The 14,536-nt window shown below is 51.3% G+C and carries 10 protein-coding genes; 7 read left to right on the top strand and 3 right to left on the bottom strand.

Annotated elements, in window-relative coordinates:
- Positions 1 to 142 precede the first annotated feature (142 nt).
- Both BIZ37_RS17640 and BIZ37_RS17635 read left to right on the top strand, forming a co-directional pair.
- Positions 143 to 559 carry a VOC family protein gene (locus BIZ37_RS17640; protein WP_187462594.1) on the top strand — a complete coding sequence of 139 codons (417 nt, stop codon included), beginning with the start codon at positions 143 to 145 and terminating at the stop codon, positions 557 to 559.
- An 88-nt stretch (positions 560 to 647) separates the two neighbouring features.
- Positions 648 to 1,646, top strand: a complete 999-nt coding sequence (locus tag BIZ37_RS17635; protein WP_187462593.1) for a questin oxidase family protein — start codon at positions 648 to 650, stop codon at positions 1,644 to 1,646.
- 94 nt (positions 1,647 to 1,740) lie between these two features.
- Here BIZ37_RS17635 and tyrS read toward each other — a convergent pair whose 3' ends face one another.
- The gene (gene tyrS / locus BIZ37_RS17630; protein ID WP_187462592.1) at positions 1,741 to 2,928 is read right to left on the bottom strand and encodes a tyrosine--tRNA ligase; all 1,188 of its coding nucleotides are present in this window, start codon (positions 2,926 to 2,928) and stop codon (positions 1,741 to 1,743) included.
- A gap of 127 nt (positions 2,929 to 3,055) precedes the next feature.
- Here tyrS and BIZ37_RS17625 point away from each other — a divergent pair, with 127 nt between their 5' ends.
- Positions 3,056 to 4,375, top strand: a complete 1,320-nt coding sequence (locus BIZ37_RS17625; RefSeq protein WP_187462591.1) for a peptidoglycan DD-metalloendopeptidase family protein — start codon at positions 3,056 to 3,058, stop codon at positions 4,373 to 4,375.
- 91 nt (positions 4,376 to 4,466) lie between these two features.
- Here the strand turns inward: BIZ37_RS17625 and erpA are convergent, their stop codons facing one another.
- Positions 4,467 to 4,808 (bottom strand): iron-sulfur cluster insertion protein ErpA, encoded by a 342-nt coding sequence (erpA, locus tag BIZ37_RS17620; protein WP_107301349.1) that lies wholly within the window; start codon positions 4,806 to 4,808, stop codon positions 4,467 to 4,469.
- 60 nt (positions 4,809 to 4,868) lie between these two features.
- A complete protein-coding gene (gene clcA, locus BIZ37_RS17615) occupies positions 4,869 to 6,272 on the bottom strand; it encodes a H(+)/Cl(-) exchange transporter ClcA (protein ID WP_187462590.1) in 1,404 nt (467 codons plus the stop codon).
- A gap of 265 nt (positions 6,273 to 6,537) precedes the next feature.
- On the opposite strand from clcA, the gene hemL reads away from it, so the two are divergent.
- The 4 genes from hemL (at position 6,538) to BIZ37_RS17595 (ending at position 14,064) form a co-directional block, all read left to right on the top strand.
- Positions 6,538 to 7,836 carry a glutamate-1-semialdehyde 2,1-aminomutase gene (gene hemL, locus BIZ37_RS17610; protein ID WP_107301348.1) on the top strand — a complete coding sequence of 433 codons (1,299 nt, stop codon included), beginning with the start codon at positions 6,538 to 6,540 and terminating at the stop codon, positions 7,834 to 7,836.
- A gap of 332 nt (positions 7,837 to 8,168) precedes the next feature.
- On the top strand, positions 8,169 to 9,254 hold the full coding sequence (locus BIZ37_RS17605) for an AI-2E family transporter (RefSeq protein ID WP_187462589.1): 1,086 nt from the start codon (positions 8,169 to 8,171) through the stop codon (positions 9,252 to 9,254).
- Between the two features lie 102 nt (positions 9,255 to 9,356).
- Positions 9,357 to 10,376, top strand: a complete 1,020-nt coding sequence (rsmC, locus tag BIZ37_RS17600) for a 16S rRNA (guanine(1207)-N(2))-methyltransferase RsmC (RefSeq protein WP_107301346.1) — start codon at positions 9,357 to 9,359, stop codon at positions 10,374 to 10,376.
- A gap of 301 nt (positions 10,377 to 10,677) precedes the next feature.
- Positions 10,678 to 14,064: a response regulator gene (locus BIZ37_RS17595; RefSeq protein ID WP_187462588.1), complete on the top strand. Its 3,387-nt coding sequence runs from the start codon at positions 10,678 to 10,680 to the stop codon at positions 14,062 to 14,064.
- Positions 14,065 to 14,536: the final 472 nt, after the last annotated feature.

Raw genomic sequence — 14,536 nt, 5'->3', positions numbered from 1 at the left:
TTCGTGCTCTTGCATAAAAACCGCCACACTGGCGGTTTTTTTGTGTCTCACCCCCTTTAAGTAAACAAAAAACTTTACTTAACCCATCCACATTCTATATTTAAATAAACAAAAAACTTTATTTAATTAAAAAGAGGTGCCTATGATCCCCTACGTTGAACATGCCAATATCACCGTCGGTAATATTGACCACACTATCGCATTCATTCAGACCGCCCTACCGGCCTTTGCTGTCCGCCACTGCGGCGAGAGTAATGGCTACCGCTGGTGCCACATCGGGACAGAGCAAAGCTACCTCGCGCTACAGGAAGTCGTCGAGCGGACATCGGTCGACCGTACCCCATACGTAGACAGCGGTATCAACCATATCGGCTTGGTAAGTGAAGATGTAGAAGCGATCCGCGCCCGCCTGCTGGCAGCCGGTTACAAAGAAAATGAGATGGAGACGTCGCACCCCTGGCGCAAGCGGGTTTATTTCTGGGATCCCAACGGGATTGAGTGGGAATTTATCGAATACCTGAGCCAAGACAACAGCCAGCGCAATGACTATAGCCAGTAACACTCATAGTACAATTTTCCTATATAACGAGTAACGGTTTGCTGTTCAAGCCATGGCTTGATAACCGCCTCTAACAAGAGGTCGCAAGATGTTTCAACCTATCTCCCCTAAAGCCTTGCAACTGATTAGGCAAGGACAACAATTTGATCCCAGCTACCAAGATGGCTTATCCAACCATTTACCAATGGCGCTGGCCGCACTTTCATTCTGTGGTTCGACTGACTCACAACTAGAGGCATTCTACCGAGACTATACGCCAAGGCTAGAACCCATCCGCCAACTGTCACCAGCACCCAAAAGCAGCATTGCTGTTTTGGGCAACAAACAACACTTTCCCGACTTCCTGGCCAAATATCGCCAACTGGTTGAACAAAAGGGGCTCGAGCAAGCAGTCATGTATGCCTTGCCTCAACTGCTGCCAGGAGTCGCGACTGCAGCCTTCCATGCCCTTATCCGTCTCAGCTATGCCGTTCAGATACAAGACAAGGAAGAAACAGCGATAGCACTAGCCTATTGGGCGAGTGAATTCCAGCCGCTCGGGCCCTTGCAAGTCACAACCAAATACCAGGGTGAGACGCAGCTAAAAATAGCTTTCGAGCGTTTCAATGGCTACCCTTTCCAGCCCGGTAACATCGTTGACAGAATCGACGAGCTTATCACCACCCCTGAATACCATGAGATTTCGGCGAACCCTGCTGGAGTCAACTTGGATTTCATCGCCCAAAGCAGCATCCAGCTCTACCTGGTTTCCGGTAACTTTACCTTGTTACATGGCGTGACCGGCTTGCAAGCACTGCATACCCTCATGCCCCTGATTGAACATAAAGACTTGGTGGTAAACTACTTCTGGCAAGCCTACATTGCTGCCCTTTGTGCCTCAAGAGCTGACACTATATCGCCCGGCAAGTTTCAACCTTTACCTACTCCCTCCCCTGTCCAATGGCAGGCATGGCTTGAGCAGGTGCAGGCCAGCGTTGATGATCATGACATCAAATTGGTATACAGCTGCGCCTACCTCTACCAATATTTCCCTTATCCCGAATACCCAGTCTCAGTTGACTCATTGCTCGCGCGCCTTGCTGCCTGAAGGGAGTCGTTAAGCCTCCTTCAGAAACGACGGGAATAAAAAAAGGTGCCCTGTATCAACAGGGCACCTTCTTACTGTCTAAGGCGGAAGTGGATTACTTCAGGGTCACACGGGCAAACTTACGCTTACCAACCTGGTAGACCGCAGTACCCGCTTCAGGGATCAACTTGGTATCTTCAATCTTATCGCCATCGATTTTCGCAGCGCCCTGACGGATCATACGCATCGCATCAGAGGTGGAGTTAACCAGGCCAGCGTCTTTCAGCAGGTTACCAATCGCAATACCGGCTTCGAATTCGAATTCAGGCATTTCATCTGGCATCGCACCTTTCTGGAAGCGGTTGATGAACTCCTGCTCGGCTGCATCGGCATCGGCTTCGCTGTGGAAGCGGGCAATGATTTCTTTCGCCAGCAAGATTTTCACATCACGAGGGTTACGGCCACCAGCAATGTCGGCCTTGAACTGGTCAATTTCTTCCAGCGGACGGAAAGATAGGCATTCGAAGTAGTTCCACATTAGATCGTCAGAGATAGACATGATCTTGCCGAACATCTCGCTTGGTACGTCTGTCACACCAATGTAGTTGTGGGCAGACTTAGACATCTTCTTCACGCCGTCCAGGCCAACCAGTAGTGGCATAGTCAGGACAACCTGTGGCTTCTGGCCATTGGCTTTTTGTAGTTCACGGCCCATTAGTAGGTTGAACTTCTGATCGGTACCACCTAGCTCAACATCAGTCTCCATGGCTACAGAGTCATAGCCCTGAAGCAGTGGATACATAAACTCGTGGATCGCAATTGGACGGCCTTCGTTGTAACGCTTTTTGAAGTCATCACGCTCAAGCATACGGGCAACAGTCTGGTTTGCTGCTAGGCGGATCATGCCTTCTGCACCTAGGTCTGACAGCCAGCTAGAGTTGAACTCAATCTTGGTCTTGGCTGGGTCTAGGATTTTGAAAACCTGCTCTTTGTAAGTTTCTGCATTACGCAGAACGTCTTCACGTGTTAGCGGTGGACGGGTCGTATTTTTACCTGTTGGGTCACCCACCATGCCGGTGAAATCACCGATCAGGAACGTGACGTCATGGCCTAGCTCCTGGAACGTACGCAGTTTGTTCAGGATCACCGTGTGACCCAGGTGAATATCCGGTGCAGTTGGATCGGCACCGAGTTTGATTCGCAGAGGACGGTTCTCTTTTAGCTTGGCAATCAGCTCCTCTTCCGGAATCAGCTCATCCACACCACGCTTAATTTCAGCTAAAGCTTGTTCAATGCTGGCCATTCTTGTTCGCTCCCACAGAATTGGCAAAAAAGTAATAATCCTCAATCTTACTTGAATAGCGATGTTTTTTGAAACCAGTTAGACTAAGGGTTGTCTTATTTTTTACGAAATCGCAAAAAAACACCACATGCAAGTACCGATACTCCGCCGGTTGCCAAGGATGCACCAGACTCTCATCACCGTGATCAGCACGCTGCTCGTGGTGTTAATATTATGGCCGAGTTCAGGAAGCAGTGGACACCCTGAGCGAAAATTCGAAATAGGCAAGCTCTACCCGCTGGAAATCTCCCTTGATACCGACCAACTTCGGCCAATGCAAGGCGATGAGAAACCCATGGTTCCCGCTCTTAAGTGGAAAGAGCACGAGGTGCAATCTGGCGAAAGCCTGGCGGTGGTATTCAACAAAGTGGGGTTATCGCCTGCGACCCTTTACCGCTTGGTCAATGCCGATGAAGGCACCAAAACCTTAACCAGCCTTCGTCCGGGCGACAAATTGCGCTTTGGTTTTGACGAAGACAATCAATTGGTCCAGCTGATCCAACCACAGAGTGCGACCGACAGCTTGGTGATCACCCGTACTGCTGATACCTACTATTCGAACAAAGAGAGCAAAGACGTAGACCTTCAGCTCAATTTTGCCCAAGCCGTGATCACTTCTAGTTTCTGGAATGCCGCCGATAAAGCCGGGCTAACAGCCAACCAAATCATGGAAATCGCTGGGATCTTCGGTTGGGATATCGACTTCGCATTAGATATCCGTGCCGGTGACAGTTTTTCGGTGCTATTTGAAGAGCGCCTGGTGGAAGGTGAGCCTATCGGCCGCGGCAATGTCCTTGCTGCAACCTTCACGAACTTAGGCCAAACTTTTACCGCCATCCGCAGTGAAGATGGCAAATACTATGACGAGAAAGGCCAGGCCATGCGCAAGGCCTTCCTCCGCTCACCGATCAACTTCCGTTATGTCAGCTCCAATTTCAACCCGCGCCGCCTACACCCGGTTACCGGGCAAGTCCGTCCTCACCGGGGTACAGACTACGTTGCCCCAGTCGGCACCCCTATTTGGGCAGCCGGTGACGGTGTGGTCATGCAATCGAGCTACAACAAGTTCAACGGTAACTATGTCTTCATTCGCCATAGCTCGACCTACATTACCAAGTATCTCCACCTGACCAAGCGCAAGGTCAAAACAGGCCAGCGCGTCAAACAGGGGCAAACCATTGGTACGCTAGGTGGTACTGGCCGGGTCACTGGCCCTCACCTGCACTATGAGTTCTTGGTCAACGGCGTACACAAGAACCCGAGGACGGTTAAGCTGCCCCAAGCCCGCTCGCTCAGTGGCAAGGAAAAGACCCAATTCCAGAAGTATGCCAAAGAGCGGATGGCACAGCTGAACCACTTCAGCCAGTTCATTGCCGACAACAGCCCGCTACTTGGCAATCGCACCTAACCGCCAACCACAATAAAAAAGCCGCTCCCCTTCGGGAGCGGCTTTTTATTCGCCTGTGCAGCGGTAATCTACCCGATCACCGATGACTCAATTAGACGCTGAACGATGCACCGCAACCACATGTGGTTGTCGCATTCGGGTTGTTTACAAAGAAACGGGAACCTTCCAGCCCTTCTGTGTAATCAACCGTGCCACCGATCAGGTATTGCAGGCTCATCGGGTCAACAACCAGTGTGACGCCGCTTTTTTCAATCGTGGTATCGCCCTCGTTTACTTTCTCATCGAAAGTAAAACCATACTGGAAACCACTACAACCACCGCCGGTGATGTAAACACGTAGCTTCAGCTCCGGGTTCTCTTCCTCGGCAATAAGCGTTTTCACTTTGTTCGCTGCAACATCAGAAAAATTCAGCGGCAGATTAGCATCGCTCATTAAAAACCTCTCAAATACTCTCGGTCATAGCTGTGATTATCTAATACCTGACTATCTCGTTCAAGTATTGACCACCGTAGACTGCTCTCTGTTTGCCATTTTTTCCTTTTCTATGGTCCGATGCAAGAGCTGGGAGTAAATTGGCTTACCGCCAAGTACCTGTGCCAGCATGGTTGCGCCCAAGGTTGTGATGATCAATGGCAAGATCAAATCGTAATTGTCGGTCATTTCGATCACCAGCAATATACCGGTTATCGGGGCCCGCACCGTTGCCGCAAACAGCGCGCCCATACCTGCAATAGCGAACATACCCGGCTGCAAGCCCAGTTCAGGGAACAACTGCTGGGCAACCGCCCCAAAAAATGTCCCGAACAGGGTACCCAGCGCCAACATTGGCGCGAATATCCCACCTGGCGCCCCCGAGCCGAAACACAGTAAGGTGGTCGCCACCCGGGCCAAGAACAAGATAAGCAACACACTGATGCCGTACTCACCATTGGTCGCACTTGGGATCAAACTGATCCCGCCACCGGTCAACTCAGGGATATACAACAAAAGTAAACCGAAAGTCCCCCCGAGCAGGGTGCCGGTCAACAAATAACGACGGCGGTTATTGCGGTGGATACGGGCAAACATATCCTGGGTCATGGTGACCAGTTTATTGAATACTACCCCGAAAATGCCGAAGGCCATGCCAAGCAACAAGAACAACCACAATGAACGCAACAGCGGCGCATCATACTGCGGCATGGTAATCACAGCCTGCTGGCCAGAAATACTACGGAACACGATATTGGCCACAATGGCCGAGATCATCACGCACTTAATCGAAATGAGGCTATAGCGAAATTGCGGCCGCATCTCCTCAACCACAAACATGATGGCTGCCAGCGGGGCATTAAATGCTGCAGCCAAACCACCCGCCGCACCGGATGCAAGCAGTGCGTGGCGGCCTTCCTTATCTTTGAGGCGGAACAAATCGGAAACCATCCGGCCGATATTGCCGCCCATTTGCACCGAAGGCCCCTCACGGCCCAATACCATGCCAGAGCCAAGCGCCCCAAGGCCACCAATAAACTTAACCGGCAGTACCCGCCACCAGCGTACAGGGCGGATGTCATCCATCGCCCCTTCAATCTCCGGAATCCCCGAGCCCGCCGCCTCGGGGGCAAAACGATGGACCAGGTAATACCCCACCAAGGCCAGTAGGGCACTGATCAAGAAGGCCGACAACCATAATGGCAGCATATTGCTGATCTCATGACGCAACCATTCCGTACGCTGCTCAGATACCCAGTGCACGGCAATCTCAAACAAGGTCGACAGCAAACCTGCCCCAAGGCCAACCAGCGCGGAGAGGAAAAGGACGGATACTGGGGTTTTGTCACGGGATAAAAAGCGCCGGACCAGCCCGCTCGGCTGCAGTCTTTCAGGCGCAGGGGTGCCTTGGTTATTCTCTGTCATCAACAATGCCGTAAATATGAAGTCATCCCGGAGCCGGGAAACAATGGAAAGGGGTGGATACACCTTTGGAAAGCATAGCTGACTGGTTGTTTTTTTTACATATTCAATGTTGAAAACTAGCTTTGCAGTGTTGCGCAGCATTTTTGTGCCCCGCAATGCCTTGAGCTGGCCCATAGTTCCCTAAGCACCCAATTGAAAGCCCCCATTAGCCTAGGTACAATGCCGACAGTTCAAATCGGACAATCTTCAATAACAGGACATCACAATGAGCAAGTCAGCTGATTTATTTGCCAAAGCGCAACAGACGATCCCTGGTGGCGTTAACTCACCAGTCCGTGCCTTTGCAGGCGTAGGCGGCAGCCCGCTATTTATCGAGCGCGCAGACGGCGCCTACATCTTCGATGCCGATGGCAAAGCCTATATTGACTATGTTGGCTCGTGGGGTCCGATGATCCTTGGTCACAACCATGTCGCTATCCGCGATGCAGTCATCAATGCAGCCCAGCAGGGCCTGAGCTTTGGTGCCCCAACCGAGATGGAAATCACCATGGCTGAAATGGTGTCCCAGTTGGTGCCGTCGATGGAAATGGTTCGTATGGTGAGCTCGGGTACCGAAGCGACCATGAGTGCTATCCGCCTGGCTCGTGGTTTCACTAACCGTGACAAGATCATCAAGTTCGAAGGCTGCTACCACGGCCATGCCGACTGCCTATTGGTGAAAGCAGGCTCCGGTGCCTTGACCCTTGGCCAGCCAAGTTCGCCAGGTGTACCTGCTGATTTTGCCAAGCACACGCTAACTTGCACCTTCAACAACCTAGATTCTGTACGCGAGGCATTTGCTGAGCACCCAGAGCAGATCGCTTGTATCATTGTCGAGCCAGTAGCCGGCAACATGAACTGTATTCCGCCAGTACCGGGCTTCCTTGAAGGCCTACGTGAGATCTGTGACGAGTTTGGTGCCTTGCTGATCCTCGATGAAGTGATGACAGGTTTCCGTGTATCTCACGGTGGTGCACAGGGCTACTACAACATCAAGCCGGACCTGACAACACTTGGTAAGGTGATCGGTGGCGGTATGCCTGTTGGTGCTTTCGGCGGTCGTCGTGAAGTGATGGAATATGTTGCCCCAACCGGCCCTGTTTACCAAGCAGGAACACTATCAGGCAACCCTGTAGCCATGGCTGCAGGCCACGCTTGCCTGAGCGTATTGACCAAAGAAGGCCACGAGCAACAGCTTGCCAGCACCACCCAACGCCTCGCTGAAGGCTTCCAGTCTCTGGCTGATAAATACGGTATCCCACTGAAAACCAACCAGGTGGGTGCGATGTTCGGCTTCTTCTTTACCGACCAAGAAGCGGTGAACTGCTACGATGATGTTGCTAAGTGCGACATCGAGCGCTTCAAGCGTTTCTTCAACCTGATGTTGGAGAAAGGCGTTTACCTTGCACCTTCTGCGTTCGAGGCTTGCTTCACTTCACTAGCCCATGGCGACAAGGAAATTGAAGCCACACTAGGTGCAGCTGAATATGCCTTCAAGACACTAGCAGAAGAAGCTGCAGCGTAATTTAGCCCCGCAGTAACTGTTTGCAGGCAACCTGCACAATAAACACAAGCCGCTCAGTGAGCGGCTTGTTGCTTTTTGGCCGGTCTAAAATCGACTCTGCGCCTCACTGCCAAAAGACAAGCGCCAAAACGACCAGTGCTGCCAAGACCAAAACCGCCAGCGGGACCCGCCTTTTTTTCTTGGTCTCACAGCCGCTGTCACAACACCCCATCGTCATACCTCCTCGCTGGAAATCAGATAGATATTATCGATTGCCTCGTAAGCAATGTGGTGCAATCATAATACCAGACAGCAACATCAGCCTCATTAAAACTATCGAGAAGGGATGCAAAGTGCCCAAACCATTCAAAGCTGAATCTCGCCACTGGATGCTTATTGCCGCGTTGGCGCTGGCTGCCTATGCCAGCTACACATTGATTGAGCCATATATCGGCCCTATTGTGATGGCTTTTATCATCTCACTGCTCTATTACCCGCTGCATTTGAAGCTGGATAGGTTGCTGCCTCGCTCGCCTAACCTGTCTTCGGTACTGTCCTGCACCTTACTGACCTTCATCATAGTGATCCCGATGCTGGTGGTATTTAGCTCAATCATCCACCAGGGCACGACCTTTTCCAAAGAGAGCTATACATGGTTAACTTCCGGCGGGGTGCAGGAGGTGCTCGCTCACCCTTATGTGGTCAAGCTTCTCTCGCTTATTGAAAAGTACTCACCGTTCGAGCCGGTCGATACCCAGGTTATGGTCCAGAAAGTGGCTTCGGCTTCCTCCAAGTTCGGTGCGCAACTGCTAAATGTCAGTGCCCGCTTGCTGGGAGATGCCACCAACTTCCTGATCAACTTTATGTTGATGCTGTTCGTATTGTTCTTCCTACTCCGCGACCATGACAAGATCGTCCAGACCATCCGCCACGTACTGCCACTCTCTCGCAGCCAGGAAGATGCCGTCCTCAATGAAGTTGAGCAAGTGGCCAAGTCTGCGGTACTCGGCTCTTTCCTCACCGCCCTTGCCCAAGGCTTTGCCGGTGGTTTTGCTATGTGGATGGCAGGGTTCCAAGGCTTGTTCTGGGGTTCAATGATGGCGTTTGCCTCATTGATTCCCGTTGTCGGTACAGCGCTGATCTGGCTACCCGCCAGTATCTACCTGCTATTGATAGGCAAATGGGAATGGGCACTCTTCTTGGCAGGTTGGGGAGCGGTAGTCGTCGGCTCTATCGATAACTTCCTGCGTCCACTGCTGATGCAAGGCAGCTCTGGGATGAGTACCCTGCTGATTTTCTTCTCCATCATTGGTGGTCTGCATGTGTTCGGCTTGATTGGCCTGATCTACGGCCCGATCATCTTTGCTGTTACCCTGGTACTGTTCAAACTCTACGAAGCCGAATTCCAGGACTTCCTGCAACACCAGGACCACCATTAATCTGTTTGGCTGGGGCGCCAGCCCCAGCCCGGCTTTTCTTATCTGCTATTTTGTGGAACAATTCGCGCCCCAACACAGCTTTCATCCATTCTTGAGGTCGTTATGTCATACAGTACTGCTAGTCAGGTTGCTGCCCGCCAACTAGAGTTTTTTGAGAACCGCAAAGTCCTTGTGGCCGGTGAGCTCGATGACAACTTTCCCAATGAGCTCTCACAGACTGCGGCATCGGTAACGATCTTTACCACCAATTACGGTTATGCCCGCCGTATGGCTGCCTACAGCAATATCCACACCGCTTTCGGCGCTGAGTTCAGCGAAGAAGCCGATATCGATATGATCTTGCTATACTGGCCTAAAGCCAAAGCGGAAGCCGAATACCTGCTGGCGATGCTGCTGGCGAAATTTGGCCCGGAGACTGAAATCTGTGTCGTGGGTGAAAACCGCAGCGGTGTGCGCAGTGCAGAAAAGATGTTCGCACCTTATGGTAAGCTGACCAAGTATGACTCGGCCCGCCGCTGTAGCTTCTTCTGGGGCCGTTGTGACACCCAGGCACCAGCTTTCGACATTAATGACTGGTTCCGCAGCTACCCGCTGAACATCGCAGGTGCTGAATTAACGATCCGCTCACTGCCGGGTGTATTCAGCCACGGTGAATTCGACCAAGGCTCAAAACTGCTGCTGGAAACTCTGCCATCACTAAAAGGCCGCGTGCTAGATTTCGGTTGTGGTGCCGGCGTTATTGGTGCGGTAATGAAAACCAACAACCCATCGATCGAATTGGAACTGTGTGATATCAGTGCGTTGGCTATTGCTTCTGCTGAGGAAACCTTCCGGGAAAACCAGCTTGAGGCGACCTTTACCGCCACCGATGTCTACGCATCGCTAAAAGGCCCATACGACTACCTGATCAGCAACCCGCCATTCCATGCTGGGCTGAAAACCTTCTACGCCGCGACTGAAGACTTTATTGCCAAGGCGCCGCAGTACCTTAGAAACGAAGGCCAGTTAATCATTGTTGCCAATAGTTTCCTGCGCTACCCACCTCTTATCGAGGAAAGCCTAGGCAGCTGCGAAACCACGGCTAAAAACAATAAATTTAGTATTTACACTGCAAAAAAATGACTGTTCGAGGCCGGGTAACCCCCGGCCTTAGCCCAACTTTTCAGACAAAACGGCCTGTTTTGTTTAATCCTTTATCCACGACTGACGGTAAATACGTCAAATCTGTGTGTCGGCACACGCTTCCGCCCCCACTTTCTTGCTTCCACAAAAAAACTCAGTATAACTGATGGTTATGGTGAATTTTCCGCATCATTGAACCGTTACTTTTGACAATTTTACGGAAGCCATTAACACCTATACCAATAACATCAAGGTGTTACCTTGATAGCAGCTTGTCCCACAGGTAATTTCAGGCACCGGAATGCAGCAGACTACCCGTTTAAAGCGTCTCCAGCACACCTTGATGCTGGCTTTTTTAGTATTGAGTATTACCCCACTGATACTGTCGGCCCTATTCTTCCTCAACTCCCATACCAAAGATCTGGCGCAACAGAGCACCAATCACTTAGCGTCCCTGCTCGATAACAAGAAGAAACAACTCAACAATTTCTTTGCCGGCCGGGAGTCGGAGGTACAGAGTTTTGCCCGCTCAGAACTGGCCAACGCCAGTGGTGGCCGTTTCTATGGCCTGGTCGGTGCCTACCACCAGCTTGGTGACATCTCAGAGGTATTGCACAAAACAGGCAGAAGCCAGTACTACACGGAAACGTTGACGAACAAGTCCCTTGGGGAGCAAGACACCGGCAATTACGTCGGCCATGAGCGCTACCGGCTGATGTACAAACGGTATAATTGGGCCTATGAGGAATACCTCAAACGCTCTTCGTTCAGTGATATCTTGCTGGTGGACATCAATGGCAATATTGTCTATGCCGCCAATACCCCAGAGATATTTGGCATCAATTTGCCCCACGCGGCACAAGCATATCCAGCACTAAGCCAAACGTTCTCAGCTATCCAGCAAAAAACCGAACAATCGGAAAGTGCCACAGACCAAGTCCCGGTTGCCTTTACCGACTTCAGCCAGTCTCAGGGCGAGGCCGATCTTGCCGCTTGGTTTGCCGCACCTATCATCCAGCAGGGGTACCTACACAGCTATGTGTTCTTCAAGCTCAGTAACCAGTCTATCCGTGATTTCCTGAGTGATACCGGTAATAACTCCTATTCCGTCCAAACCTTGCTAGTCGGGCAGGATCACCGCTCCAGGTTACCAACTTCTAGCGAGGACCCAGCATCATTTTCCAGTAACAGCATCAACAGGGCGCTTGAAGGTGACAGCGGTGTAGGCAGCTTTGCTAATTTTAACGGTGTCCCAGTGCTCAGTGCCTTTTCTCCACTGACCATTATGGACAGCCCATGGGCGCTGGTTGTCGAGCTCCCTGAAGAAGAAGCTTTTGCCCGGATCCGCCAGCTTGAAGTGATTTTCTTCGTTGCCATGCTAACGGCCATCGTTCTGGTGATTATCGCTTCCCACTGGCTGTCAAACTCTATCACCGCTCCCCTGCTCCGCCTCACTTGGGCAGCAGAGCAAGTCTCCGCCGGTGATATGGATCAGAAAATAGAGGGCACTGAGCGCAGTGATGAAATTGGCCGCCTGGCCGTCAGCTTTGCCCGCATGCAGGCCTCGGTAAGGGAAAAAATGACCCTGATCCGCGAGCAAAACACCGAGCTAGAGCAGAACCTGCAAATCATCCAACAGAAGAACAAAGAGCTGCAAACGGCCGATAAGCTCAAGGATGAATTCCTCGCCACCACCTCCCATGAACTGCGTACCCCGCTCCATGGTATGGTTGGTATTGCCGAGTCACTGCTTGCTGGTGTCAACGGCCCGGTCCAAAACTCACAGCGCCGCCAGCTTGAAATCATGATCAACAGCGGCCAGCGTCTAACCAACTTAGTCGACGATCTGCTTGACTACCACAAGATGCGTTACGGCGATCTAGATATCCAGCACCATGCGGTCGATGTCGCCTCCGCCGCCAGGTTGGTGCTGGAGCTATCAAGCCACCTGCTCGGCAGCAAACCCGTTCGCATCATCAACCAGATCCCTAACGACTTGCCACTCGTGCAGGGTGACGAGCAACGACTCGAACAGGTGCTCTATAACCTGGTTGGCAACGCCATCAAGTACACCTCAGAGGGTAAGATCATTCTCTCCGCGACCATCCTAGAATCCCAACTTCGGATTCAGGTCGTCGATACCGGCCAAGGGATCCCGGCTGAGCAGCTCGAGCACATTTTCGAGCCTTTGATCCAGGCTAATACCCAGTCAGCTAACTACCGCCAGGGGTCTGGTCTAGGCCTATCGATCAGCCGTCAATTGATTGAATTGATGGGAGGACGCCTGTACGTCAGCAGCCAACCGATGATCGGCACAACCTTTAGCTTTACCCTAAACCTAGCGACCGACACTGATATTGCCAGCAGCGATCTCTCCAACCGCAGCATTCATTTCCAGATCCCATCACCGGAAGCCCAGGCCTGCGAACTCGACCATATCGAGGAAAACCCAGAGGGTGAACTGCTGTTGATTGTCGATGATGAGCCCGTAAACCTTCAGGTGCTGAATAATTTCCTACGCCTTGAGGGCTATCGGGTGATCACCGCAGAAAGCGGTCCACAAGCCTTGAAAATGGTTGAAAGCCACCAGCCAGCGCTGATGCTACTGGATATCATGATGCCTGAAATGTCCGGCTATGAGGTCTGTGAGACATTGCGCCAGCACTACAGCATGCTCGATCTTCCGATCATCATGCTCTCTGCTCTCGGTCAGGTGCAGGACAGGATCCGTGGTTTTGAATCCGGTGCCAATGATTACCTTACCAAACCATTCAATAAGGAAGAGCTCACAGCAAGGATCGGCGCCCACCTCAAAGCGGGCCAGACTGAGCGGCAACTAATAGAAAACCAGCGGCTCGCCGAAGAAATAGAACGCAGGCAACAAGTCGAAAATAGCCTACTGGAAACGCAAAACCGCCTGCTTGGCTTACTCGAGTCTTCCAATGAAGCTATCCTCTGTGTCCAAAGCGGTGGCCGCATACGCTATGCCAATAATGCTGCGGGCAAACTCTTCAACCGTTCACCAGAACAAGTTGAACGGCACCATATCGAAGATATTTTGGCGACACACCTGCCACAGGATATCAGCCAAAGCCATCACTTCCATGGTAGCTTGATGTTCAAGATTGGTGACAGCCTGAGATCACTCAATACCGATGTCATTAACCTCCCCGAGGAATCTGGCCTGCAGCGGATGTTTATCTTTGACAACCAAGGGCAAACCAGCAGCCATCGAATTGAGGTGCTGGAAAATGCCGTCGAGGTGCTTTCCGGTTTTGCTTTTAACCGCAATAAAGACAACCTGCAAAAGCTCCGCCACCTAGGGGATGAATTCAGCTCAATCGCGGATAAGCTGGAAGGCGATGGCAAGAGCAAGAATGAAACTTTGCGCGAGATGCTTGTCGAAGTGATGAAGACAACATTGAAGCAATGGGAAGAATCGACCCAGAAGACCAAGTTTGAGCTGGCAGAGGAAAGCGGGTTATGGCGGGTCTACCTCGACCGCAGCACCCTGCAGACACGCACGCTGGACAAATACCTGCACCTGGAAACCCTACCGAAAACGCCTCGCTGGCGAACGGTACTCAGCACCATAGATTTTGTCCTTGAGCGAAGTCCCCGCAATACCACAACGCATAACGAGCTAGTGACGATGAAAGAGCAGCTCCAGCATATCATCAACCAATAGCCACTGCTCCCAGTCCTATCAAAGCCTGCTTCCTGCAGGCTTTTTTTTGCCCCGAATTATCCCTTCGAAACTGCAAAAAACACCTTTGCTTTAAGCCAAAACAGCGGTGAAAAATCCCCCAATTAATCGCCCCAATATCGCCATTCTCCTTCTACACAGCGAAAAGTTTCAGTTTATGAGAAGGTAATCACAACAAACTGCACAGATAAATTTTCCGCAGGGAATTAAGCGGCCATTTCCCTCCCGTTACATTGCGCGGAAAACAACACTACTGCAAGTTGTTGTTATAATTAAGTTTTAATGTGAATGTGAATTTTATCAGTATGAAACGACAAATTAGAGATTGGGATCCAAAGCACAGTTAGCTCTCTGGCAAGCGTCGGATCACAGTCCGTTATTAACGTTTTTTACGGAGGCAAAAGTGAATTTAACGATTTTAACGGGCAGCCTGATTGACCGTTTTGACAATCAG

It is taken from the genome of Photobacterium sp. BZF1, assembly GCF_014349205.1.
In the GTDB taxonomy this organism is placed as follows: domain Bacteria; phylum Pseudomonadota; class Gammaproteobacteria; order Enterobacterales; family Vibrionaceae; genus Photobacterium.
Note: the sequence above shows the minus strand (reverse complement) of the source record. Positions and strands in the feature narration are given on the sequence as shown.